Origin of the sequence: Vibrio pelagius (genome assembly GCF_024347575.1) — a bacterium.
GTDB lineage: Bacteria > Pseudomonadota > Gammaproteobacteria > Enterobacterales > Vibrionaceae > Vibrio > Vibrio pelagius.
This window is the reverse complement of record NZ_AP025503.1, coordinates 2,201,610-2,225,713: the sequence shown is the minus strand read 5'-3', so window position 1 is coordinate 2,225,713 and position 24,104 is coordinate 2,201,610. Positions and strand designations below refer to the sequence as shown.

The window sequence follows — 24,104 nt, the reverse complement described above, 5'->3', positions numbered from 1 at the left end:
TGAGCTAACAATTTTATTGAGACAGAGGCTATGTGATGGCTTCGAGTTCGGTGATATTGTCGAGCGCTTCTTGATTTGTTTTGCCACAAATGATTGGGCACGCCTTAAATTGGTGACACACTTTTGGGCGTTCAGGTTGCCCGAATAGTTTGCAGAGATTCTGTTCATTGAGCTGAATACAACGAACGCCAGCAGGCTTGCCATTTGGCATACCAGGAATAGCAGATGTAATACTGGGTGCAATACAGCAGGCACCACAACCTAGACGACATTCCATCAATTTATACTCAGTCAAAACAGGGGGCGCGATAGTAGCAAAAATTATCGCTTGTGACAGCTTTTGTCTGTGATTAACCCCTGAACACTTTTTATCCTTGAACTTTTTGTGGGCTAGCGGTATAACACGCACCCCAGTAAAAGAGTAAGAAGTCCTATTATGACCAGTCCATTTTGGCAAGAAAAATCACTAGAACAGATGACCGAACAAGAGTGGGAATCGCTTTGTGATGGCTGCGGCAAATGTTGCCTGCACAAACTAATGGATGAAGATAGCGACGAAGTGTACTACACCAACGTCGCGTGTAGTTGGTTAAACAGTAAGACGTGTTCTTGTAAAGATTACCCAAATCGCTTTAGCTCGGGTGAAGAGTGTTTGAAGTTAACTCGTGACAAGATTGATGAGTTTCACTGGCTTCCTGACACATGTGCGTATCGCCTATTATCAGAAGAGAAGTCGCTTCCAGAATGGCACCCACTGATCACTGGCTCTAAATCTGCAATGCACGCTGCGGGTGAAAGTGTACGTAATAAAGTAGTGTATGAGATTGATGTTGTTGATTGGGAAGACCACATCATCAACCACCCAAATCGCGCTTAGTCTTGATTACTCGCGAAAAAGAATGAAAAAAAGGCTCACATCTCTGTGAGCCTTTTGCTTAGTTAGGAGGGTCCAAGCAAGTGGACATCGTCATGGCTAAGGTCAATTAAGTGGTAGTTCTGCAACCACTTGATTGAACGCACTACGAGCTTTCTGTGCTTGTTCGGACAACTCAAGTTTCTTCGCTTGTGCGGCAGTTAGGTTGCTCTCAGCAAGCTCCAGTGCTTGCTGCAACTCTTCTGGCAATTCATGCGTTTCCATCTGAGAGCCTTGTTCAAGAACATATGCTCGAATCTTTTTCTTCACATCTGCCAGCGCTTTGTAGGCGGAGCGTTCTAGCTCAGCCGCGTCTTGAGCAGCATCTTTCACTTTCTCAAACTGAGCCAGTGCCATCCCCTCTGCAGACCAAGGGTCGATATCGGGCAGCTCTTCGATGTTGATTGTTGGCTCGATGTAGTCATCTTGATGGCGTAGGTCAAGACTGGTCGCACGAACGGCAGAAACCATCAACATCACTGAAATCCCTAGTAGCGGTAGGCCACCCACGATAGCCGCGGTCTGTAAGGTACTTAGTCCACCTAAGAACATTAAAATCGTTGGCAGGAATGATAGTGTAAATGCCCAAAACAGACGGTTCCAACGCATAGGCTCTTCTGTTAAGTTGTTTTGTACTACCGACGCCAAGATGTATGAGATCGAGTCAAAAGTCGTTGCCGTGAAGATAATGCACAACAGCGTAAATACCGCGATAACCAGTGTGCTCATTGGCAGTTGGTCAAGCATCGAGAATATCGCTTTGGTTGCGCCATGCTCGTTGAGTACCGCGACCACGTCTAAGTCTCCAGACAGTTGTAATGACAGGCCGTAGTTACCCAAAATCATGAAGAACAAGAAACAGCCCAAAGATCCAAAAAAGATCGAACCGGTTACCATCTGTTTAATTGTGCGACCACGAGAGATACGCGCAACGAACAAACCCATGCTCGGGGCGAATACTAACCACCATGCCCAGTAGAAGATGGTCCAATCTTGTGGAAAATGGGTATTTTCAAATGTGCCGTAGCCACCAAAAGGTTCAGCCCAAGTCGCCATAACGAAGAAGTTAGAGAGCAAGCGACCAATCGAATCCAACCCAGTTTCCAACATAAAGATGGTTGGACCTGCAACAAGCACAAATGCCAATAGACCCATTGCACCCCAGAAGTTGATGTTGCTGAGGATCTTGATGCCTTTTTCAAGGCCAGCGTAGGAAGAGTAGGCAAAAATTGCGGTACAGATCAGTAATACGCCTGCTTGAGTTAGGGTGTTCTTTGGCAAACCGAATAGGTGATTCAAACCTTCGGTGATAAGAGGAGCGGCTAGACCAAGTGTGGTTGCCGCGCCACCTAAAAGACCAAAGATGAATAGCACATCAACAATCTTGCCTGGAGTACCTTTACTGCGGTGCTCTCCAAGTACTGGCATTAGCGCACTGGAAATTTTTAGTACAGGCTGTTTACGCACATAGAAAAAGTAAGCGATTGGCAAAGCTGGGATCAAGTAAATAGACCACGCGATTGGTCCCCAGTGGAACAGTCCATAGGTCGCAGCCCAGCGAACCGCCTCTTCACTGCCAGGTTCAAGTTGAAAAGGTGGTGATTGGTAGTAATAGGCCCATTCGATACAGCCCCAGTAAAGAATACTGGCACCGATGCCACCACAAAATAGCATCGCAGCCCAAGAAGCTGTGGCAAACTCGGGCTCTTCATCGGCTTCACCTAGCTTGATCTGGCCCATGTCACTGAATACAACATAAACCATGAAAGCACAGGCCGTTAAGCCAAGTGTTAGATAGAGGAAACCGAGTTTGTCGGTCATGAAGGTTTTCGCGATAGCAATCCATTCTGCCCCTTGTGCAGGGAACATTATCAAAGGAAACACTATCGTAAGTAGTAGTGCAATGGCACCGAAAAAAGTAGGCTTATCAATAAGCGAAAAGGCGTTTTTCACGAGACTTATTCCATAATAATGAGGTCAGAATTATGGTGTGAAGTCGTTTTTCAGAGCAAATCAGGAATGTTGTCGTAACGACAAATCTGTAAAGTGATTCTAGTAAAAGCTGGTAGTTCGGTGAGAGCGCTAGACCAAGGCCAGCAGTATGCCGCCAATGGTTACCGCTGCGGACAGATATTGCCCCGCCGAGTATGAACCATCTTCCTCTTCTTCAATTTTGTCTGGATGATCCATACCCAGTGCGCCATGCGCAAAAGATTCAACTTTGTCGCCAACGGTTTCGTTTTCAGCTTCGATTTTCTTGGCTTCTTTATCTATCTGTTGTAGGGCGACCAGAAGCGCTTTTCCTTCATCAGACAGATTAACGGTATTGTGCTCAACCTTAAGTGGCGCGGGCTCTGAAGATACGGGCGTACCTTTTGTGGGCTGATTCTTCACCGGACTATAAGCTTGAGCGGCATTGTTGGTAACAGGCGTCATAACACTCTCCGTAGTTGCACCTTATATAGAGTATCGGCCGAGCAGTGAAAAACTTGTGTAATTAATCACCGAGGTGATGTTTTACTACTCTACCTAGGCTTGCCCAATTAATAAGCAATAGTTGTGCCGATACTCAGTTAGGTTGAACTACGTGGCCGTGTTATTCGTGGGCTATTTGCACTCTAAGCCTTTGCCTCGATGAGAAAGTTTCTTGTACGCTTTCATACGATTTTCTTGTTTAACGTAGCGCGTTGGTGGAGACAAAACTTGCAGTTGGTAGTCTTCGCTAGCATCACTCAATGATTCGACCGGAGTTATGACCACCACATTCAGATCGGCATTGCGACGTAAAATAGAGGCGGCAGTACCTAAGCCTTGTTCTATATGAAATTTGCCCGCGACGTGAATGACTTGTTTATCTGGATTTTCATTTAGGTATTTTACAATCGAATCTGCCATGGTTTCATCCCAGGTCACTTGAGCGGCAAATTGTTTTTCGGTTTGTTCAGGTGTGCCGTGGTGCATAGAAGCCATGAATTTTTCTTTATAAGGGCTGTCACTAGTATTGACGTCGTCAGCTATCCATTGGCGTTCTTCAGGAGTCAATTTTTCTAGGTAATCAATTCCGTTACGTCCGATACACTGAACAACTGGCTTTGGAGCATTGGCGGCGATGATATCGATACCTTGCGACTTCGCAAGTTCCACCAATGGGCGGTAGTCACTTTGATAATTTGGCCATGCCGCGGCGTCTGACATGAGAACTTGTTCACCGATCTCTCCCGCAAGATAGTCGTCGATAACATTTTGGTGCTGTCGTGTGAACTGTTCCATGGATAGTGCAACGTCTTTGCTGTCAGCTAAACGTGCCTTAAGAAAGTCGGTCTGGAATCTGTGTACAGCAGAGTGTGTATGCCATTCACCAATTAGAACCACATCGGCATCAATCAATGCACTCGGGAGTTGGTTAAGTGCAATCGGCTCCCCTTCTGCAGAAGCGAATTGGTAGTCGTAATAGGTAGTCACTGGGGATAAAACGGCTTTGTTGTCGCCTTGAGCCTGCTCGGAAGGCGGATTTGCACAAGCGGTGAGAAGGGCGGTTAGGCCAATAAGAAAAATACGTTGCATTGAATAACTCCTTGAAGAGTAAGCATACTAAATGAGGCTCACAGAGAATTCAATGCAAACGATAATTAATATCAACTAGCTCTGTTTACGATAAACTCTTAGCATGAAATCGGCCTCGCACAGGTAGCTATCACTTTGCATCAACTCTTGCTTAAATGATTCTGTTGCCTTCCAAGCGAACGGGGTCATTTGAAGCAGGTCAAAGGCATCCGAACCTGAAAGCTCCATCATGTAGTTTAGGTGCTGTTGGCTCTCTAGGGTAAATCCTTCGATGATTTCTGGTGTTTCGTCATGCAGTCGTACGCCATCATAGATCGCATCACGCAGTTGATACAGGTGGCGGCCAGCAGGCGTCACTGTAATTACCACACCTTGCTCTTTCAATGTTCGTTGTAACTCTTCTGCCTTGCAAGGCGCATAGATGCGTAGAACGGCGTCTAAGCAGTTGTTAGCGAAAGGTAGTCTATGGCTCGATGCTACTGAAAAGTTAACCGCTGGGTAGCGCTTAGCGGCATAACGGATAGCAATCTTAGAGATGTCTAAGCCGTAAATGCTTGGATCACGCTGCGCGAGTTTAAGAGCGATTTCATTGGTGTAGTAGCCTTCACCACAGCCAATATCCAATAGATTTGGGTTTTCCACTGGTAATACATTTTCACACAGAGCAACCACAGCTTGGCGCATTGGGTTGTAGTGGTCACCTTCTAAGAATCGGCGACGAGCTTGCATCATCTCTTTATTGTCACCTGGATCTTTTGAGCGCTTGTGGTGGGCTGGCATCAAGTTGACGTAACCCTCTTTGGCAAGATCAAATTGGTGGTTGTTCTCACACTTGAAAGTTCGATCAACTTGAGTGAGAGATTGGTGACATAAAGGGCACTGGTAGTTCATGACGCTCTCTGTGCGGCTAGTAAAGTGGGCAGCGAGTTTATCAAAAATGTCGCATTAGGCGAAATAAAAAGAGCCGTGCAGTACGGCTCTTGATAGGGCTTATGGAATAAGTCGAGCTACTATTTAGCTCGTGAGCTGTGTATAACAGAGAGATAGCCAGTAAGCCCATATAGGGGAATTATTTTGCTGCGATAATTGTCATCAATTGGTGGCTCTCACCGGGCTGAAGCTCTTTGCCTTGTTCGATGCTCGGAGCATGTAGGGTCGACTCAACACATAGCATGGTTAGATAGCCGTCGTCTTGCATGTCGCCCATAGCTGCAGCGCCTTCTGCCCACGGGTTCCATAATACCGCAGAGTTATGGCCTTGGTTTTCAACAGTCAGTGTGCGCGCAAGTTTCGCATCAGCGACAGAAATAACGGTTTCTGGCTGCGTGTAAACACGGTCAATAGTATCAGTGAGTACAAGCTCATCACCACCTTGGCATACTTTGCCATCTTGTAGGCTATCAATGTACTCAGAGCCCATCCCGGTTGTTTTAGCTTGGTGAATATCGCCAATGTTAAGGTATGTATGTAGCGCACCAGAGCACTTCCAAGGCTGAGAATCAGTGTTTGTCACCTCTAGTGTTACTTTCAACTCATCACCGATCTCGACATTAAGGCGTGCATCAAAGCGGTGTGGCCATACGGCAAGCGTGTCGTCATTAGCGCTCAAGCCTAGGCTTACGATAACACCTACTTCGCTTTCACGGTGCTCAATGAGTTGCCATTCACTGTTGCGAGCGAAACCATGTGCAGGTGCGGCAATACGACCAAACCAAGGCCAACATACTGGAATGCCGCCACGCAGAGCCGTTTTACCATCAAATTTCGCCTGTTGACTCATCCAAATGAGATCTTGTTGCCCTTGTGGTTGATAAGAAACAACATGCCCACCAAACAGAGAGATCGCAGCGTTCGCTTTCTCGTGAATAACGCGCACCAGTTTTACGTCTTGATATTCAACAATTGTTACGTTGTCTGAAAGCACGGCTAAAGCAGGGAGAGTTGATAAATCCATTACATAATCCTTCTTAAGGGATAATTGAATTCAAATTCGAGATGAGCATGAAACAGAGGGTTGGGGAGCTCACGTATTTGAATTGAATCTCGTGCCGCTTGTTACCTTTCATTTTATCGGGGCTGCGGCGTTTGATAAATCGCGGGTACAAAAAAGGCGACTCTAGAGCCGCCTTTTCTTTTCAGTCTTTTCTCAAAGACAGTCTAGCTAAACGCTATCTAAGTAATAATTACTTAGAGATGTGAGCGATTAGGTCTAGAACTTTGTTTGAGTAACCGATTTCGTTGTCGTACCAAGATACAACTTTAACGAATTTGTCAGTTAGAGCAACACCAGCTTTAGCGTCGAATACTGAAGTGTTAACTTCACCGATGAAGTCTTGAGAAACAACTTGGTCTTCAGTGTAACCTAGAACGCCAGCCATTTCGCCTTCAGAAGCTTCTTTCATCGCAGCACAGATTGCTTCGTAAGATGCAGCTTCTTTTAGGTTAACAGTTAGGTCAACTACAGAAACGTTAGCAGTTGGTACACGGAAAGCCATACCAGTTAGAAGGCCGTTTAGTTCTGGAAGAACAACGCCTACAGCTTTAGCAGCACCAGTTGAAGATGGGATGATGTTTTGAGAAGCACCACGGCCACCGCGCCAGTCTTTAGCAGAAGGACCATCTACAGTTTTTTGAGTTGCTGTAGTAGCGTGAACTGTAGTCATTAGACCAGACTCGATGCCCCACTTGTCGTTAAGAACTTTAGCGATTGGAGCAAGACAGTTAGTAGTACAAGAAGCGTTAGAAACGATGTCTTGACCAGCGTAAGTGTCTTGGTTAACGCCCATAACGAACATTGGAGTTGCGTCTTTAGAAGGACCAGTTAGAACAACTTTCTTCGCACCAGCAGTGATGTGCTGACGAGCAGTTTCGTCAGTTAGGAAGATACCAGTTGCTTCAGCTACAACGTCAACACCGATTTCGTCCCACTTAAGGTCAGCTGGGTTACGCTCAGCAGTTACGCGAACTGTTTTACCGTTAACGATTAGGTTACCGTCTTTAACTTCAACAGTACCGTTGAAACGACCGTGAGTTGAGTCGTACTTAAGCATGTATGCCATGTACTCTACGTCGATAAGGTCGTTAATACCTACTACTTCGATGTCAGCGCGCTCAACAGATGCACGAAATACGAAACGACCGATACGGCCAAAACCGTTAATACCTACTTTGATAGTCATTGTAGTTGCTCCACAACTTAATTTCTGATTAAAGATAACTGGTAGTAAAATTACAGAATCCAGTCTAAATCTGCAATAGATAATCCGACTTAACTTGTTTAATGTCAAAAAAAAGCGACGCTTTTCTTAACAATTGGGTGTAAGTGGTTGAAATTTGACCATTGCTAGTGGTTCTGTACCCTTCCAGTTGGGTAAAATACCTCTAAATGACGATTCACTTATGAGTGTATATGTACAATGTATCTCGGTGAGAAAGTATGTGCTACAAATCCTGCTAGATGCAAGTATTTATGGAAAAAAGTAAATATAATAAAAGAGAATGTGGAGAGATATTAACGTGAATGAAGGGGGAGAAAATATGACGAAGCCCGATGAATACTGGCGTGAACACCTAACTGATGAAGAGTACCAGGTGTGTCGTCTACGTGGAACAGAGCCTCCTTTTACCGGTAAGCTGTTACACAATCATGATACTGGGGTTTACAGTTGTACTTGTTGTGAAGCCCCACTGTTTGTGTCTGAGAACAAATATGATTCTGGCTGTGGTTGGCCAAGTTTCGATGCCCCTATTAATGATAAGGTAATCCGTTATTTAGAAGATCTAAGTCACGGAATGAAACGTATTGAGATTCGTTGTGCGGCTTGTGATAGCCACCTAGGTCACGTTTTTCCGGATGGTCCTAAAACCACTGGAGAACGTTTTTGTGTAAATTCTGTGTCGTTAATTTTCAACAAAAATGACAAAACTACAGAATAATCGACATCTATTGTCAAAAGCTTTCATATGTAGTGATGCCGCGACAAAGTAAAGTAACGAATTGCGAGTTGCTTCTCTCAAAGGAATAAAAAACAGCTACCGAAAAGGGTAGCTGTTTTTGTTTGGCTATTTTAAAAGTATCGCTATCGGTGAGAGACGAGTGACGCTTGGTATCGTCCATCTTCAATGGCCTCTACGATATAGTCAGCATCATCTTGTAGCTTGTTGTAAACATCATTTGAGAAGGGATACAGGACTCTCAACTCTGGCTCCGAGGCAATTGGAACATCGAATTGTTTGGCAACCATCGCCCATAGATACGCTTTTTCCATATTACCTAAGCTGTGATTGATACTCGCTAGGGATTTAAATATTTCGGTATTGACGGTTGCACCGTTTGAGAGTGTGAGTGCGTTATTGAGTAGTTTGATGGTTTTCTTGTGATCACGTGTAGTGTAGAAGGTTGCTAATGCGTATTGCATTTCCGCTGTGTTGAGTGCGTCACTGCCTTCTAACTGCAGGAAGCTACGACGTGCGTTGATATTGCCAGTTTGTGACCATAGGAAGTAGAGAGTTTCAGGTTCATTGGAGCCCAAAAGCTCCCCAAGGATTCGCTCTTCTTCTTCGATGCTGTGCATCAGTGCTGAGAAGCGTCGCTGCTTGAGTAAGGTTTGATCTATGGTTTCAATTTGAGAAGCCAGTTCAAGACACTTCTTGTACTCGGCAACCAGACCATACTCTGTGATCTTATTGTGCTCGGTAGGTTGTTTCAATATTTCGAAGCGGTGCCAGATGAGGTCGGTACGTGCCACTCTGCACTGGCCGTCGTTCATATTCAGGTCAGCGCAACGCAGTTCTGAGTGAGCTTCACATAGCTGCTCTGTATTTTTGTTTCCCTCGAAGCACCCCGTTAGGGCCAGAGGGGCAGTGGCGAGTAGCCATTTAAAAATTCTCATATACCTTCACTTGTGATCGAATACACTTATTTTCAGTGCTCCGCTTGACTCCATTTCACGACAGGTTATTTTCTGGTGAAAATTGTTAATACTAAGGCTTTATCATGGATGCAGAACAACTTCTTAACGCAATGACCCCAGAGGTCTATGAGCGCCTAACGTATGCAGTAGAGACGGGAAAGTGGCCCGAGGGTACGGCATTAACGCAAGAGCAGCGTGATTCTTGTATGCAAGCTGTTATGCTTTACCAGTCAAAGCATAATGTTGACGCCCAGCATATGACAGTTGCTGCTGGTGGTGACATTAGCTTTAAGTCGAAAGCGGAACTTAAGAAACAATTTACTTCAGATCAAGAAGATATTGTTAGGGTAAATCCTAATCACTAAGCCATTGTTGTGACAATATCACATAGTTCAAGATCTTGACCCGTCCTGATATGGGTTGACACTTTTTAGTCAAAACGCTCGATGTACTTCATCGGGCGTTTTGTATTTTAAGGCCGTATGTGGCCTCATCTGATTATAGATTTCTACTGACTCGGCGACCATTTTTCTCGCCTGAGCAACATCTTTAGGTTTCTTCAACAAGTATTCCATTTTCAAAATACCATTTACTCTCTCTGCCAAGGCATTTTGATAGCAGTCATATCCATCAGTCATGGAACACACGATCTTGTGCCTAGAGTGTAAGTCTTGGTACTCCTTTGAACAGTACTGTGAGCCTCTATCTGAGTGATGGATTAAGCTTTCCTGATTTCGACGTTCTCTCAAAGCTCTTATAAAAGCTTGTTTTACGGCCTTCGTCTGCATGTTGTCATCCACGCTGTATCCGACGATCTTTCTGGAATAGGCATCAGTGATAAGACTGACGTAACTGTTTCCCTCATAGGTTGGAAGGTAAGTAATATCAGCAACCCACAACTGTTCCGGTCTTTCGGGCTTAAAGCCATCCTTTATTTTATTTGGGTGGCAGTAAAACCTATGATGGCTATCCGTTGTTCGATGGTAAGCACGTTTAACCTTCACAAGCAGCCGATGATGTTTAAGCAGAGAAAATAGATAATCCCGACCTACTTTCATTCCAGCTTTTTCCATCATGTACTTAAGCTTTCTCGTTCCTATTCGAGCCTGTTTGATGCGAGTTTCACGAACAAAGCTCAGAAGAGCTTTGTCACGCTGCCTGTTACGATCGTCAATAAGACACTGTTTATAATATGCTTGCCTAGATATATTGATGATTTGGCAAAATCTAGTCACCGTGAGCTGAGCTATGTTTTGCTCTTGGACGACGCACCTTTGTGCTTTTTTACGACGCGGACACCATGGTCTCGTTCCATAACTTTTACTACTTCTTCAAAGAAGTCGGCCCTCAGTTTGGTATCCTCGAGTTTCTTTTCTAACTCTTTGATACGTTGCTCTGGTGTAGGTGGTGAATTGAATTCAGACATAGGTAAACCTTTCTTCATGAATCGAGGTGTGCCCCCAGACCAATCAAGTCGACCGTGCTTTCGGAGCCACACTAATACTGTAGAACAACCTTGTATGCCGTACTTGTCTTGTGCTTGTTTGTAAGTCAGTTCACCTCGCTCGACTTGATCAACAACATCCAATTTAAAAGCGAGGGAGTAATCACATTGAGTTCGTCTAGTTATTGATTTCATAACACTCTCCAATTTTCTGCTTGGGGAGTGTCAACCTTATTTAGGACGGGTCATCTAAAGTAAAAAAAGGGGTGGTATTGAGCCGCCCCTTTTTGTTGTCCTCATTTTGATTTTCAGCGTGTTATCTATCCAAAGACATCTTCGGTTACAGACTCATTTCACCACGCAGAATTTGCTGCATTTTTTCTTTTACTTGCTCGTAGCTTAGGTCTTGGCTGAGTAAAAAGTGCAGTTTCGCTAACGCTGCTTCAGGGGTCATGTCGTAACCACTCACTACACCGGCATCTGCAAGGGCGCAGCCAGTTGCGTAACCACCCATGTTCACTTTACCTGCAAGACATTGAGTCAGGTTAACGACAATGACACCACGTTCAGAGGCATCTTTGAGATGTTGCAGCAGTTCTGGGTTTTGTGGCGCATTACCGACACCAAATGTCAGCAAGATCATCGCATTTACAGGTTGAAGCAGGGTGTTTCGAATCACTTCGTGAGAAATTCCTGGGTACATAGTAATCACACCAATTGGTTGAGGTGTAATGTTGTGTACCTTGAATTCGCCCTTTGGCTTCTGATCAACCACTACATTGTTGCTTAGTTGGATATTGATACCCGCTTCAAGCAGTGGATTTAGGTTTGGTGAGGTAAATGCATTGAAACCATCAGCGTGTGATTTGGTACTACGGTTACCACGCATCAATTTGTTATTGAAGAACAGTGTCACTTCATTGATCGGATAGTTAGCCGCAATGTGCAGTGCGTTCAGTAGGTTTGCTTGACCATCTGAACGTAGCTCGGCAAGAGGAATCTGCGAGCCTGTGACAATCACGGGCTTGCCAAGGTTCTCTAGCATGAAAGAGAGTGCCGAGGCCGTGTAAGCCATGGTGTCTGTGCCGTGCAAAATAACAAAGCCGTCGTACTTATCGTAGTTAGCGCGGATGTCATCAGCAATGGTCTGCCAATCTAGTGGCGTCATGTCTGAAGAGTCCATCAGCGGAGAGTATTCATGAATCGTATACTCAGGCATCTCTGGGCGGTGGAACTCAGGCATGCTTGCTAGCTGCTTGTCCATAAAACCCGCCACTGGAACATAGCCGTGGTCATGCGATTTCTGCATACCGATGGTGCCACCAGTGTACGCAATATAGATATGTTTTCTTTCCATAGCGATTGTTACTTTTTGTTTGTAGGGAACAGGGACGCGATTATAGCGGATAATCTGGCAATAAAAAGAGGCACCCCACACAGAGGTGCCTCTTTACAGAAAAGTGTCAACCCATATCAGGACGGGTCAAAGCAAGAAGAGACGCTTACTGTACTTGGCAATTCAAGCAGAATGCATAGCGGCCTTGAGGATCATTAAAGTGACTTAAAAGTTGGCTATCTTGCGCCAATTGTTGAGTAACTGGCTTTAAACCACTTGGGATAAGACTCTGGATATCAAGTCCTAAAGAGATCTGAACTTGGTTCATGAACTCCTGAATAAACTGCTCAGTTGCTGAAAGCGGCTCTTCAACCCAGTAAACGTTGTACTCTTCAAGTTCTGCAAGTGTTCCAGCGGCGGCGATAGCGTCGTCGAAATCACCGATTTCATCGATCAAACCGTACTGTAGAGCATCTTGGCCAGTCCACACTCGACCTTGAGCAACCTTATCTACGCTCTCTATATCCATGCCACGGTTTGAGCCAACCAAGCCTATAAAGCGTTGATAACCGTGTTCGATGCCCATTTGAAACGCATCTTTGGCACCCTCCGTTAGCCCGGTGGTTATGCCTAGACCAGAGAAGGGAGTAGTACCGACACCATCGGTGTAAACACCCATGTCATTCAAGCCTTTTTCAAAGGTCGTGATCACGCTGAAAATTCCGATAGAACCCGTGAGAGTTGTGGGTTGTGCCATGATTTTGTCGGCACTCATCGAGATCCAGTAACCGCCAGAGGCTGCTAGGCTAGACATCGACACTACTACAGGCTTGCCTACTTCTTTCAAAGCAACGATTTCATTGCGAATCACTTCAGAAGCGAACGCACTGCCACCTGGGCTATCCACACGCAGAACAACCGCTTTGACTTGGTCATCGTTACGAGCTTGGCGAAGTAGTGCGGCAGTAGTGTCCCCACCGACTGTGCCGCGAGGTTGCTTACCATCCATGATCGCGCCACTTGCGATAACAACAGCAATGTCATCCGTTGAGGTTGGTAAATCTGGTTGCATGGTTGCTCGGTAATCATAGTAGCTCAGCGCATTGTAGCTGTCTTTACCATCGCTACCGAAGGTGTCGGCTAGTTCCAAGCGAACCTCTTGACGAGTCGATAATTGGTCAACTAAACCGAGTTTTTTCGCAAGCTGAGCGATGTCACCGTCTACAGACTCAAGCTCGGACAAGAAAGTTTCCATGCTCGGATTTAGAGTTGCAGACTCAATCTGGCGATTATTTGAAACATCATCGACATAAGCTCCCCAAAGTTGCCCCAACCAACGAGACACTGACTGTTTTGCTTCTTTGGACATATCGTCACGTATAAACGGCTCAATTGCCGATTTATAAGTGCCCACTCGGAAGACATGTGTGTTCACATCGAGTTTTTCTAATAGTGTTTTGTAGTACAGCGAGTACGCGCTATAGCCTTTCAGTAACACGCCACCGTCCGGTGACATGAAGATCTTATTGGCGTAGCTTGCTAGGTAGTATTGACTTTGATTGTAGAAATCACCAATGGCGTAGATGGGCTTTCCAGTCGCTTTAAACTCATTCAGCGCTTTTGCAATGTAGCGAAGCTTAGTGAGATTGGTTTCCGGTAACTCACCCAGTGCTAATACGATTCCGGTAATGTTCTCGTCATCTTTTGCATAACGAATGGTATCAACGATATCAAAAAGCACGTTCTCTTTTGGCAAATCTTTACCCAGCAAAGAGCCAGTCACTGAGTCCATTGGATTGATGTAACGGCTCTGTTCGACAATCGGACCAGATAGGTTAAGCACTAGTGCCGATTGTTGTGGAACCGTAGGCTGTGTGTTGTCCGTCTGGAAATACACAAAGTAGATGAGGGCGATACTCAATAAAAAGAACAGATTGATCACTGCAACACGTACAAAGGTGATCAGCTTCCATACCCCTTTAAAGATCATACCGATAAATTTGGCTATTTTTTTCATTATTTCTCCACGGCGAGAACACCACACTTAAATAAGCAGTAGGACTATTTATCTCAATAATATTAACTGGTTAGTATCCTACGTTAATTCAAAGTTCCAAACTAGATGAACTATTTGTTAATCGATACATATTCTCATTAAGTGTAGTCATATTAGGAACTGTTGAGTGATTAATACACTCTGCACTATGATCGGTGTTACAAAAATGTAAACGGTTGTTTGAAATTTTGGTTTGTGCACTATACTGTGGTCAGACCACAAGGATAAATAACAGAAGTGATGTCTGCCATGTACCCACATTTATTAGAACCTCTAGATCTTGGATTTACTCAGTTACGAAATCGTGTATTGATGGGATCAATGCATACAGGCCTTGAAGAAAATAAAGAAGGGCTGCACAAGTTGGCTGCGTTTTATGAAGAGCGAGCGCGAGGCGGCGTCGGTCTTATCGTCACGGGCGGCTTTTCTCCAAATTTGCGTGGCAGACTGCATCCCTTCAGTGCTGAATTCAGCAAAGTAAAACATGCGAAGGCACACCAAGTCGTCACGCAAGCCGTACACAAACACGGCGGTAAGATTGCTCTGCAACTTCTGCACGCGGGTCGTTACGCTATGCACCCATTCGCGCAAAGTGCTTCAGGAATCAAGGCGCCTATCTCTAAGTTCGCACCGAGCGAAATGAGCCCTCGTCAAATCAAGAAGACGATTAATGCCTTTGCTAATAGCGCGGAGCTTGCGCAAGTAGCAGGCTACGATGGCATTGAAATTATGGGATCTGAAGGCTACTTGATTAACCAATTTATCTGTAAGCGCACCAACATGCGTTACGACGAATGGGGGGGATCGTACGAAAAACGCATGCGTTTCCCGCTTGAGATTGTGAAATCGATTCGTGAAGCTGTTGGCAAAGAATTCATCATTATCTTCCGCCTATCAATGCTGGATCTGGTCGAGCAGGGCAGTACCTTCGAAGATGTTGTGCTATTGGCTCAAAAACTTGAAGAGGCGGGCGTCACCATCATTAACACGGGGATCGGCTGGCACGAAGCGCGTGTACCAACCATCGCAACTCAAGTACCACGCGGCGCGTTCTCTTGGGTAACAGAAAAAGTAAAACCTTATGTCTCTATCCCTGTTGTGACTTGTAACCGCATCAACACGCCTGAAGAAGCAGAGCGTATTTTAAGTTCTGGACAAGCGGATATGGTGTCGATGGCGCGACCATTCTTAGCCGATCCAGACTTTGTCAATAAAGCTGCTCAAGACCAAGCGCAGTTCATTAATACCTGTATCGGTTGTAACCAAGCGTGTTTGGACAATGTGTTTAAGGGTAAACGAGCAAGTTGTCTGGTCAACCCGAGAGCCTGTTACGAGACAGAGCTTGTCGTTCAACCGACTGAAGTGAGTAAAACTATCGCCGTAGTAGGAGCCGGCCCTGCTGGTTTGGCGTGTGCGACGACGCTGGCTCAGCGCGGTCATAAAGTTGATTTGATTGAGAAGAATGACCGAATTGGTGGTCAGTTCAGATTGGCGATGCAGATCCCAGGCAAAGAGGAGTTTAGAGAGACGATTCGTTACTTTGCCAATCAAGTTGACGCATCTGGTGTAAACCTTAAACTCGACACCGAAGCGACGTTCGAGATGCTGCTTAAGTACGATGAAGTTGTTATGGCGGCAGGTGTAGAGCCGAGAAAGCTGAACCTTGAGGGTATTGATCACGAGAATGTTGTCGATTATCAGACCTTGATTCGTGACAAGACACCGGTAGGCGAAAAGGTTGCGATCGTTGGGGCTGGTGGGATTGGTGTCGATGTCGCGACCATGCTCACTGAACCCGCTTCACACAGCTTAGATGATTGGCTACATGAATGGGGCATTGATAAAAACATGGAACACCCAGGAGGCTTATTCCCGTACCCAGATGCAATGAGTGAGAAAACCGTTTGGGTTATGCAGCGTAAAGCAGGCCGTGTGGGTAAAGGTCCGGGTAAGACAACCGGTTGGATTCATAAGCGTACCCTTGAGAAGCGTGGTGTGAATCTATTGGGCGGCGTAAGCTACGAAAAAATTGATGACCAAGGTCTGCATATTACCGTCAACAAAGAGCCGAAAGTACTGGATGCAGATTCCGTCGTGATCTGTGCGGGTCAAGTGTCTGTGCGACCATTTGAAGACATGTGGCAAGAGTTTGGCAACAAATTACATGTGATTGGTGGTGCGGATTACGCCGGTGAATTGGATGCGGTTCGAGCGATTCGTCAAGGTGTTGAGCTCGCAACTAAGCTTTAATACCAATCGTAGCAAATAATTGCTCACCCTAGCTTGTTAAAACGCTCGATAACTGCGTTAGAATTTTTGATCACTTACTTACTGTGATTGGTATAACATCAAAGTTGCACTCGTCGACTCGCTTAAATAATTTTTAAAGCCCTTAGAGCGTTCTTCTAAGGGCTTTTCTATTACAGATGTTGCGACTTATTATCGTTTGTAATCTATGCTACAGTTCAAAGATACAAATAAGAAAATAGTAAGGACTTCAAATGGATGCTTTGGAACTGTTGCTCAATAGACGCTCTATCGCCAAGCTATCTGAGCCAGCCCCGGAAGGTGTTGCTCTAGAAAACATCATTAAAGCGGGATTGCGTGCACCGGACCATGCTGCTTTAACCCCGTGGCGCTTTGTGATCGCTCAAGGATCAGGACTGAAGAAGCTCTCTGATATTTTAGTACGAGCTGCAGAAGCCGATAACAGCGAAGAAGCTGTGATAGAAAAAGTGAAAAAAGCCCCTTTTCGTGCACCTATGGTGATTACCGTTATCGCAAAAGTGACTGAGCACGAAAAAGTACCGGCATTAGAGCAGCATCTCTCTGCAGGTTGTGCTGTTCAAGCGATGCAAATGGCTGCGGTTGCGCAGGGTTTTCAAGGTTTCTGGCGCTCAGGTAAATGGATGTTCCACCCTGAGGTACATCAGGCGTTTGGCCTCGAAGGAGAAGACGAAATTGTTGGCTTCTTGTATCTAGGCACGCCAGGCTGCACGCCAATGAAAGTGCCAGAGCGTAACCTATCTCAATTTATTGAGTATCTATAACCACTCTTTACTGTATAAAAAAACAGTTTATCTTGATTTATTAGAGCCACATTAGATAATGTGGCTCTAATTGTTTGTCATCTCTGGAAAATCATGTCTCGCTTAATCATTGCTGAAAAACCTAGCTTAGGTCGTGCTATCGCCGCTGCTTTGCCTAACCCACAAAAAAAAGGTGAGGGTTTCATTCAATGTGGAAATGGCGATGTAGTGACATGGTGTATAGGCCACCTCTTGGAGCAAGTTGAGCCTGATGCTTATGAAGAGCGATATAAGAAATGGAGCTTAGTCGACCTACCGATCGTGCCTGAACAGTGGCAACTTAGACCAAGAAAGAGCGCCAGCAAGCAGTTAACTGTCATCCGCAAGCTACTTAAAGATGCCAAACAGATTGTTCACGCAGGAGACCCTGATAGAGAAGGGCAGCTGCTAGTCGATGAGGTGATCGACCACTGTAAAGTTTCAAAAACTCGTAAAGAGTCGATTCAGCGATTGTTAATCAGTGACTTAAATTTGCCAGCTGTCAAACGTGCGTTAGGGCAGATGCGCAGTAATAAAGAGTTTATCCCTCTATCTGTGTCTGCTTTGGCACGTTCACGAGCAGACTGGCTATATGGCATGAACATGACTCGTGCCTATACGTTACTTGGACAAAAAGCGGGATACCAAGGTGTGTTATCGGTAGGGCGAGTGCAGACACCGGTACTTGGATTGGTGGTAAGACGCGATGAAGAGATTGAAAATTTCGTCCCTAAAGACTATTTCACGCTGCACGCCTTGATTCCTTATCAAAATGGCGGCGATAGCTTCGATATTCGTGCTCGCTGGAAGCCGAGCGAAGCGTGCAAACCTTGGCAGGATGAAGAGGGGCGCGTACTCAATCGCAAACTGGTGGAGAACGTCGCCAGTCGCATTCAGAATCAACCCGCTAAAGTGGTGGAGTCTGAGCAGAAACAGACCAAACAAGCCGCCCCGCTTCCATATTCGCTCTCTGCACTGCAGATTGACGCTGCGAAACGTTTTGGCATGAGTGCGCAACAAGTGTTGGATACTTGTCAGTCTCTGTATGAGAAACACAAGCTGATCACGTACCCGCGCTCAGATAGCCGCTATTTGCCAAAAGATCACTACTCACAAAGGCAGTCAGTCGTCGATGCAATCGCCAATAACGCTAAAGAGCTTGAGCAAGGTGCTCAGGGGGCTGATTTGTCACTGCGTTCTAAAGCGTGGAATGACAGCAAGGTTGATGCGCACCATGCGATTATTCCAACGCCGAAAAAATCTTCAGTGAATGGCCTTTCTGGTAATGAGATGAAGATCTACCAACAGATTGCTCGTCAATATCTAATGCAGTTTTACCCACACGCCGTTTATGCAGAGGCTAAGCTGGTGTTTGATATCGCCGGAGGCGTGTTTATCGCGAAAGGTCGACAGCTTGTGACCCCTGGCTGGAAAGTACTGATGGGTAAAACAGATTCGGCTGATAAGAGTGACACTGCGGATACCGTACCTCCGTTGCCTGAAGGAACCGTATTGACCTGTCGAGAGGGCGTGATTGGGGACAAGAAAACAGAACCACCCAAACACTTCACAGAAGCAACACTTCTCCAGGCGATGACAGGTATTGCGCGTTTCGTTGCCAATAAAGATCTGAAATCGATCTTAAAAGAGACCGATGGACTGGGCACTGAAGCAACTCGCGCAGGCATCCTTGATACGCTATTCAAAAGACAATTATTGACGCGCCAGGGTAAGAGCATTCATAGCAGCGCTGCTGGTCGAGGTTTGATTCATGCTCTGCCGGAAGAGTCGACTTTCCCTGATATGACCGCACACTGGGAACACCAACTGCAAGGGATGGCGGAACGAAATCAAGCGTATCAGCCTTTCATGTCTGATCTTGAAAACAAAATATCTGGGCTTATGCATCATGTGAAAACATCTGAAGTACCAGAATCACTGCGCCACCTGCCGAAAGTCGAAAGACCGGCCTACAAAAAGCGTAAGGCTAGTGGGCGTAAGAAGTTTACCAAGAAGCGATCATCGAGCTAGCGTCCTACTTTGCGGCCGCAGCGCTCAAACAGAGCTTTCCAGTAATCTACGTGCTCACGGGTGGCGGCTCTGAATGCTCGGTGAGTTTCTACTAACGGAAATATGTAAGAGTGCAACTGTGGTTGCGCCTCGAACAATGAAAGATGCGGGTTTAGTTGTTGGTAGTAACCGTCTAACTGCGCCATGTAGGGCTGAACCAGCCCAATGAATTGCTGCTCGAAAACGTTATTGAGATGGCGAAACTTGGTAGTATCTCGCTGCTTTCCACATATGATTTTGTGATCGTATGCCTTGAGTTGTTGAGTGATCTGATTGAGCTCGAATGTCGCGGCGCTCAAAGAGTAGTGAAGATCGCCAAGTACAACTTGTTTCTCTAATGTCTCTTGCACTTCGGTTACTGACCCTAAAGTGAGTCTCGTATTGAAGAATTGGTCGAGGTAGTCCAACGCGTCACTGACTCGTTGAACTTTTAGGCCAACATCTTCGCTAAGCCACTGGCTCCCACGCAGTTGTGACTGCATTGCATCACTGGCATAGAGAAGATTCCATTGATGCAGTGCGAGTTGGTCACGCTTTTGTTGCTCAATTTTGACAAGCTGCTGGTGGACGTCAGACGAGATACCTTGATGATTCAAGCACTCGGATAGCCCGTCGAGAAATGCAACTTGATAGTCAAAGTTACGAAACTGGTCAGCGACTTTACCTAGTACAGAGTTACGTTCTGCGATCAAGTTGAATAGCCCGCACTCTCTGAGTTGATAGCTATCCAAGAGCCCCATCGAAATCGGCTCAATGTCGATATTCAGCTCGCGTTTTCTTGGAAGAGCTTCAAATTCCCACTCTTCTGAGAGTCGGTCTTCATCTTGAACCCGTGCGACACGACTATGGTACTCGTCAAACAAATCGCCTTGTTCATCCCAACACCCACTGAGAAACAGGCACAAAGATCCTAAAAGAGCGGATTTATAGAGGGTTGAAGGAAATCTCATCTTAGCTCCTAGAACGGCTTACCAAGCGACAAGTCGTGTAAAGGGTATAAATATTGTTTCGTTAGGCTGAGTTTGATGTCGCGGTTTGCGCTAGTGATGAAGATGGTGCTCATGAGAAGTCCTTGTAGAGAGGTTAAATTAAGTTTGATGGCTTCCCAGTAGAAAATCAACGACCCACCAACTCGTTAGCAACATAGTCGCGAATATCATTACTGCGACCAGAGAGCCACAGATCACTCCACTTAATAACATTAAGTTTTTCAAAATAGCACCTCATTAAATTAATGATAACCATTATCATTTGTTGCGGTTGTATCATTTATTGAGGTTGTCGCCAAGACTGAGGCTGTTATGATCTTGAGACTCCATCAAAATGAAGCGTTTTATGATCCCGTTAATTTATCATCCAATCTATTCACAGCTCCCTTTGCCTGAAGGGCATCGCTATCCAATTAATAAATATCGACTTCTCTATCAGGCTGTCGAGGCCAAACGAGCAGAATTTTCTAATTGGCATCAAGCCTTTGAGCTGTTTGAACCGCAACCTGTATCAATAGAGCAGGTAAAACACGTTCATAGTGCAGAGTATGTTGATTTGCTCACTAGTGGTCAGCTAGCCGCTCCTAAGATGCGTCGTATAGGTTTTCCTTGGAGTGAGCAGCTTATTGAGCGAACGCTCTGTTCTGCTGGTGGAACATCTCTATCTGCGGAAATGGCGATTGAGCACGGAATAGCCATTCATTTAAGCGGTGGTTATCATCATGCTCATCATGATTTTGGGAGTGGTTTTTGTCTGTTTAACGATTTGGTCTTAGCGGCGAAACATGCGCTGAGCTTTGAACATATCGAAACAGTTTTGATCGTTGACAGCGATGTCCATCATGGTGATGGTACTGCAACTCTATGTCAGAATGAGCCCGATATCGCGACACTCTCTTTTCACTGCGATAAGAACTTCCCAGCGCGCAAGCCATCCTCTGATTTTGACGTCCCTCTATCGCGCGAAACCGAAGACGCAGAGTTTTTAGCAAGTTTTGAACAAGTGACGCAAATGGCTTTGATGCACTATCAGCCAGATTTGATTATTTACGATGCGGGCGTTGATATTCATATCGATGACGAACTTGGCTATCTTAACGTATCGACTGACGGTATCTATCAACGCGATTGTTTGATGTTTGAAATGGCGAAAAGTAACGATATTCCTATCGCGTGTGTTGTCGGGGGCGGGTATCGTTCACAGCACCAAGACTTAGTGCCGATTCACATGCAGCTGCTGAACGCCGCATACAAGGTTATGAGCTAGATTCTCTTGCAAAAGAAACGAAAAAAGCCGCTGATTTCTCAGCGGCTTATTCAAATGTGGTGGAGGGATAGGGATTTGAACCCTAGAACCGCTATTAACGGTTGCCGGTTTTCAAGACCGGTGCTTTCGACCACTCAGCCATCCCTCCGATGGCGCGTATAATATAAAGCACATTGACGGTTGTAAACCCCTACAAAGAGCGTTTGCTTTCTTTATGAGCGTTTATACTTGTTTTTTTGTTTGACTGTTGAAAACGTGGCCAAATGAGTTTGTCGGCTTGAAGAGTGGTGAATGGTGAGTGAATATTTTTTTCCACGAGCTCACTGAGTCTCTAAATGTAGAAAGAGGGTAGGGAGTCATAGATAAGAGAGTTTCATAGCGTAGAAACGAAAAAAGCCGCTGATTTCTCAGCGGCTTCTAGAATGTGGTGGAGAGATAGGGATTTGAACCCTAGAACCGCTATTAACGGTTGCCGGTTTTCAAGACCGGTGCTTTCGACCACTCAGCCATCTCTCCAGTGCGGTGAATAATATAAGGCATCCTTGGGCTTGTAAACCCTTAATTTTCATTATTTTGTTTGAATGCTCGTTTTATAAACGTTAATGATAATAAAAAAGGAAGCGCTCGCTTCCCTTTCATTGGTCAACCTATATTTGACGGCATTTTAGTCGTTCTTGGTGTAGAAACGTTGTAGCTCAGTCAAACCTTGCATCAACACAGGCAAGCGAGGACTAGCGTCTTTCAGGCGCTTGTAATCTTTGTCGTAAAGCTTGTAGTTACCAAATTTGTCGATAACCGTAGTTTGTTGTGTCGTAATGAGTGCAAGTTCACGAGAATCACCAGCTAAAATCCACTTACGCTTTCTCTCGTCAAATAGGTTGCGACCACTACTGAAATCGTTTGGATTCGACGAAACGCCCAATAAATCCTGCAATAGAGTCACTGATAAGTCTAAATGGCTAGAACGGTGAGTATACTCTGATGCTGATTTTCCTGGCCAGTGCATAAACATTGGTACTTGAAGTTGATAACGACTGTAGTTTGAGTTTGCACCCCAACTGTTCGTTTTCGTCTCGTTAAACTCAGTACCGTGGTTGGAAGTGATGATCACAACAGTATTTTCAGTCAGTGATAACTCTTCCAGTGTTTGGTAAATCGTTTGTAGCTCATTGTCGGCTGCCATTGCGGACTTTTGATAGTCTGCTCTGAAGCGCTCAACAGCACTCAGCGTTTCATTGCTGTCACTCTCGTAGTTAGTGAAATAGTCGAGTGTCGTCAGTTCAATAAAGCTAAACCAAGGTGCGTTAGCTTCAGGGGATTGCACCCATTCCGCCCATGCGTTGATGGCACTTTGATCATCGTGGGTCGCTTTACCCTCTTCGACATTTCTACCTCGGAAGATGATTTCTGAGAACATCGCATCTTCGAAATGATCACCACTAAAGGCAGAAATGCTGTAGTTGTGGTGCTCTAGAACATCGAGCAAGACTGCGTTAGAGCCTTGTGACTTAATACTGCTTGAGTAGCTGCTTGGTAGCCCATAGAACAAGCCAAAAATACCGAACATATCATTACTTGAACTGTAATGATTGGTGAAGTTAATCCCTTCTTGGGCATATGCAAAGCTGTTTGGCATCACTTCGCTGTTCAAGGCATCGGCACGCAAGTTGTTGACGCTGACTAACAGAATATTAAGGTCAGCACTGCGGCGGTTGTATTGAATTTTTTCCAGTGGGTAGCTAACAAGATCGACATTGTCTGCACTTGCTTCACGTCGCTCTAGGTACTCTTCACGATCAAGAAGTCCATGCTTCTCCATGAAGCTCTTGGCTGTCATAGGGTAGGAGAGCGGAAAGTTGGCCTTTTGACTGGTAATCGGGTTATAGAAGTATGCATCCGCCCAGATGTAGGTCAGATGGCTACTGATAAAGCTTAAGAAAAACACAGCGGCGATAGGACGGCCGACATGTTTGTGTGACAGTTTGCGCTGTTTACGCCATACCCACTCAGAGAGAGCAAGTTGAAGCATGAATATCAGCGGCATAACGATGAAAAGGTGCTGTAAGTCTGAGCTAAATGCAGTCTCTTCTTCGCTAAATAGCACCTCCCAAACAACAGGTGTCAGGTGAAGGTTAATGCTTTGATAGGTTTGCGTATCTATTAATAGGACAGTTAATCCGATTGTTGCGAAGCAGACGGCAACAAGTCGGAGTAACTTTCTTGACGGCAATATAAAGGTGAGGGGAAACAGCACCAATAGGTAGAGCGCGAACACCAAAAAACCGAAATGACCAACCCAAGAAACGGCGAGATAGAACTGTCCCAGTAGAGTTTCTGGCCAAGCTGATTGAGTGATATAACGAGTACCGATCAACATCGCAGCAATGATGTTGAAAAATGCAAACCAATGACCCCAACCAACCAGTCGAGATACACGATCGCTATATGAGTTTGCGCTGTCTACCATTTATTATTCTTTTATCC

20 protein-coding genes and 2 tRNA genes are annotated in these 24,104 nt (G+C 45.4%); 7 read left to right on the top strand and 15 right to left on the bottom strand.

Going from position 1 to position 24,104, the window contains the following annotated elements:
* Positions 1-28 precede the first annotated feature (28 nt).
* The gene (locus vsple_RS09605; RefSeq protein ID WP_032551915.1) at positions 29-277 is read right to left on the bottom strand and encodes a YkgJ family cysteine cluster protein; all 249 of its coding nucleotides are present in this window, start codon (positions 275-277) and stop codon (positions 29-31) included.
* Between the two features lie 159 nt (positions 278-436).
* On the opposite strand from vsple_RS09605, the gene vsple_RS09600 reads away from it, so the two are divergent.
* On the top strand, positions 437-877 hold the full coding sequence (locus tag vsple_RS09600; protein WP_261881875.1) for a YcgN family cysteine cluster protein: 441 nt from the start codon (positions 437-439) through the stop codon (positions 875-877).
* A 102-nt stretch (positions 878-979) separates the two neighbouring features.
* Here the strand turns inward: vsple_RS09600 and vsple_RS09595 are convergent, their stop codons facing one another.
* From vsple_RS09595 to gap, 6 genes are all read right to left on the bottom strand, one after another.
* Positions 980-2,866, bottom strand: coding sequence for a BCCT family transporter (locus vsple_RS09595; RefSeq protein ID WP_261881874.1), 1,887 nt, complete (start codon positions 2,864-2,866; stop codon positions 980-982).
* Positions 2,867-2,995: 129 nt separating this feature from the next.
* Positions 2,996-3,349, bottom strand: a complete 354-nt coding sequence (locus vsple_RS09590) for a hypothetical protein (protein WP_261881873.1) — start codon at positions 3,347-3,349, stop codon at positions 2,996-2,998.
* A 171-nt stretch (positions 3,350-3,520) separates the two neighbouring features.
* Positions 3,521-4,477: a ChaN family lipoprotein gene (locus vsple_RS09585; protein WP_261881872.1), complete on the bottom strand. Its 957-nt coding sequence runs from the start codon at positions 4,475-4,477 to the stop codon at positions 3,521-3,523.
* A gap of 75 nt (positions 4,478-4,552) precedes the next feature.
* Positions 4,553-5,368: a 23S rRNA (guanine(745)-N(1))-methyltransferase gene (gene rlmA, locus vsple_RS09580; RefSeq protein WP_261881871.1), complete on the bottom strand. Its 816-nt coding sequence runs from the start codon at positions 5,366-5,368 to the stop codon at positions 4,553-4,555.
* 178 nt (positions 5,369-5,546) lie between these two features.
* Positions 5,547-6,431 carry a D-hexose-6-phosphate mutarotase gene (locus vsple_RS09575; protein WP_261881870.1) on the bottom strand — a complete coding sequence of 295 codons (885 nt, stop codon included), beginning with the start codon at positions 6,429-6,431 and terminating at the stop codon, positions 5,547-5,549.
* A 229-nt stretch (positions 6,432-6,660) separates the two neighbouring features.
* A complete protein-coding gene (gene gap, locus vsple_RS09570) occupies positions 6,661-7,656 on the bottom strand; it encodes a type I glyceraldehyde-3-phosphate dehydrogenase (RefSeq protein ID WP_261881869.1) in 996 nt (331 codons plus the stop codon).
* Between the two features lie 358 nt (positions 7,657-8,014).
* Between gap and msrB the strand changes: the two genes are divergently transcribed.
* The gene (gene msrB, locus vsple_RS09565; RefSeq protein WP_261881868.1) at positions 8,015-8,413 is read left to right on the top strand and encodes a peptide-methionine (R)-S-oxide reductase MsrB; all 399 of its coding nucleotides are present in this window, start codon (positions 8,015-8,017) and stop codon (positions 8,411-8,413) included.
* Between the two features lie 143 nt (positions 8,414-8,556).
* On the opposite strand, the gene vsple_RS09560 is transcribed toward msrB, so the two are convergent.
* Entirely contained in the window at positions 8,557-9,369 is an 813-nt protein-coding gene (locus tag vsple_RS09560; RefSeq protein WP_255230292.1) for a DUF2989 domain-containing protein, read from the bottom strand.
* 104 nt (positions 9,370-9,473) lie between these two features.
* On the opposite strand from vsple_RS09560, the gene vsple_RS09555 reads away from it, so the two are divergent.
* On the top strand, positions 9,474-9,755 hold the full coding sequence (locus vsple_RS09555; protein ID WP_255230293.1) for a YeaC family protein: 282 nt from the start codon (positions 9,474-9,476) through the stop codon (positions 9,753-9,755).
* A 69-nt stretch (positions 9,756-9,824) separates the two neighbouring features.
* On the opposite strand, the gene vsple_RS09550 is transcribed toward vsple_RS09555, so the two are convergent.
* From vsple_RS09550 to sppA, 3 genes are all read right to left on the bottom strand, one after another.
* Positions 9,825-11,029, bottom strand: a protein-coding gene (locus tag vsple_RS09550; protein ID WP_261881532.1) for an IS3 family transposase whose coding sequence is annotated in 2 segments (ribosomal slippage) — positions 9,825-10,660 and positions 10,660-11,029 — 1,206 coding nt in all. Because the reading frame shifts where the segments join, the coding sequence is not laid out codon by codon here.
* Between the two features lie 145 nt (positions 11,030-11,174).
* Positions 11,175-12,191 carry an asparaginase gene (ansA, locus tag vsple_RS09545; protein WP_261881867.1) on the bottom strand — a complete coding sequence of 339 codons (1,017 nt, stop codon included), beginning with the start codon at positions 12,189-12,191 and terminating at the stop codon, positions 11,175-11,177.
* A gap of 145 nt (positions 12,192-12,336) precedes the next feature.
* Entirely contained in the window at positions 12,337-14,187 is a 1,851-nt protein-coding gene (sppA, locus tag vsple_RS09540; RefSeq protein ID WP_261881866.1) for a signal peptide peptidase SppA, read from the bottom strand.
* 279 nt (positions 14,188-14,466) lie between these two features.
* Between sppA and vsple_RS09535 the strand changes: the two genes are divergently transcribed.
* The 3 genes from vsple_RS09535 (at position 14,467) to vsple_RS09525 (ending at position 19,325) form a co-directional block, all read left to right on the top strand.
* A complete protein-coding gene (locus vsple_RS09535) occupies positions 14,467-16,476 on the top strand; it encodes an NADPH-dependent 2,4-dienoyl-CoA reductase (protein ID WP_261881865.1) in 2,010 nt (669 codons plus the stop codon).
* A gap of 251 nt (positions 16,477-16,727) precedes the next feature.
* Positions 16,728-17,276, top strand: a complete 549-nt coding sequence (locus vsple_RS09530; RefSeq protein ID WP_255230297.1) for an NAD(P)H nitroreductase — start codon at positions 16,728-16,730, stop codon at positions 17,274-17,276.
* A gap of 93 nt (positions 17,277-17,369) precedes the next feature.
* Positions 17,370-19,325, top strand: coding sequence for a DNA topoisomerase III (locus vsple_RS09525; RefSeq protein ID WP_261881864.1), 1,956 nt, complete (start codon positions 17,370-17,372; stop codon positions 19,323-19,325).
* Here vsple_RS09525 and vsple_RS09520 read toward each other — a convergent pair.
* On the bottom strand, positions 19,322-20,314 hold the full coding sequence (locus tag vsple_RS09520) for a DUF3080 domain-containing protein (RefSeq protein WP_261881863.1): 993 nt from the start codon (positions 20,312-20,314) through the stop codon (positions 19,322-19,324). The two genes, vsple_RS09525 and vsple_RS09520, sit on opposite strands and share 4 nt — an antisense overlap.
* A 385-nt stretch (positions 20,315-20,699) precedes the next feature.
* Between vsple_RS09520 and vsple_RS09515 the strand changes: the two genes are divergently transcribed.
* Positions 20,700-21,620, top strand: coding sequence for a histone deacetylase family protein (locus vsple_RS09515; RefSeq protein WP_261881862.1), 921 nt, complete (start codon positions 20,700-20,702; stop codon positions 21,618-21,620).
* A 57-nt stretch (positions 21,621-21,677) separates the two neighbouring features.
* Here the strand turns inward: vsple_RS09515 and vsple_RS09510 are convergent.
* The 3 genes from vsple_RS09510 to vsple_RS09500 form a co-directional block, all read right to left on the bottom strand.
* Positions 21,678-21,768, bottom strand: a tRNA-Ser gene (locus vsple_RS09510).
* 277 nt (positions 21,769-22,045) lie between these two features.
* Positions 22,046-22,136: transfer RNA gene (locus tag vsple_RS09505), tRNA-Ser, on the bottom strand.
* Positions 22,137-22,284: 148 nt separating this feature from the next.
* On the bottom strand, positions 22,285-24,087 hold the full coding sequence (locus vsple_RS09500; protein ID WP_255230303.1) for a DUF3413 domain-containing protein: 1,803 nt from the start codon (positions 24,085-24,087) through the stop codon (positions 22,285-22,287).
* Positions 24,088-24,104: the final 17 nt, after the last annotated feature.

Excerpts from the sequence above, each read along its gene's own strand:
- vsple_RS09605 (WP_032551915.1), bottom strand. The coding sequence starts at position 277 with ATGGAATGTCGTCTAGGTTGTGGTGCCTGCTGTATTGCACCCAGTATT.
- vsple_RS09600 (WP_261881875.1), top strand. The coding sequence starts at position 437 with ATGACCAGTCCATTTTGGCAAGAAAAATCACTAGAACAGATGACCGAA.
- vsple_RS09590 (WP_261881873.1), bottom strand. The coding sequence starts at position 3,349 with ATGACGCCTGTTACCAACAATGCCGCTCAAGCTTATAGTCCGGTGAAG.
- vsple_RS09585 (WP_261881872.1), bottom strand. The coding sequence starts at position 4,477 with ATGCAACGTATTTTTCTTATTGGCCTAACCGCCCTTCTCACCGCTTGT.
- rlmA (WP_261881871.1), bottom strand. The coding sequence starts at position 5,368 with ATGAACTACCAGTGCCCTTTATGTCACCAATCTCTCACTCAAGTTGAT.
- vsple_RS09575 (WP_261881870.1), bottom strand. The coding sequence starts at position 6,431 with ATGGATTTATCAACTCTCCCTGCTTTAGCCGTGCTTTCAGACAACGTA.
- gap (WP_261881869.1), bottom strand. The coding sequence starts at position 7,656 with ATGACTATCAAAGTAGGTATTAACGGTTTTGGCCGTATCGGTCGTTTC.
- msrB (WP_261881868.1), top strand. The coding sequence starts at position 8,015 with ATGACGAAGCCCGATGAATACTGGCGTGAACACCTAACTGATGAAGAG.
- vsple_RS09560 (WP_255230292.1), bottom strand. The coding sequence starts at position 9,369 with ATGAGAATTTTTAAATGGCTACTCGCCACTGCCCCTCTGGCCCTAACG.
- vsple_RS09555 (WP_255230293.1), top strand. The coding sequence starts at position 9,474 with ATGGATGCAGAACAACTTCTTAACGCAATGACCCCAGAGGTCTATGAG.
- ansA (WP_261881867.1), bottom strand. The coding sequence starts at position 12,191 with ATGGAAAGAAAACATATCTATATTGCGTACACTGGTGGCACCATCGGT.
- sppA (WP_261881866.1), bottom strand. The coding sequence starts at position 14,187 with ATGAAAAAAATAGCCAAATTTATCGGTATGATCTTTAAAGGGGTATGG.
- vsple_RS09535 (WP_261881865.1), top strand. The coding sequence starts at position 14,467 with ATGTCTGCCATGTACCCACATTTATTAGAACCTCTAGATCTTGGATTT.
- vsple_RS09530 (WP_255230297.1), top strand. The coding sequence starts at position 16,728 with ATGGATGCTTTGGAACTGTTGCTCAATAGACGCTCTATCGCCAAGCTA.
- vsple_RS09525 (WP_261881864.1), top strand. The coding sequence starts at position 17,370 with ATGTCTCGCTTAATCATTGCTGAAAAACCTAGCTTAGGTCGTGCTATC.
- vsple_RS09520 (WP_261881863.1), bottom strand. The coding sequence starts at position 20,314 with ATGAGATTTCCTTCAACCCTCTATAAATCCGCTCTTTTAGGATCTTTG.
- vsple_RS09515 (WP_261881862.1), top strand. The coding sequence starts at position 20,700 with ATGATCCCGTTAATTTATCATCCAATCTATTCACAGCTCCCTTTGCCT.
- vsple_RS09500 (WP_255230303.1), bottom strand. The coding sequence starts at position 24,087 with ATGGTAGACAGCGCAAACTCATATAGCGATCGTGTATCTCGACTGGTT.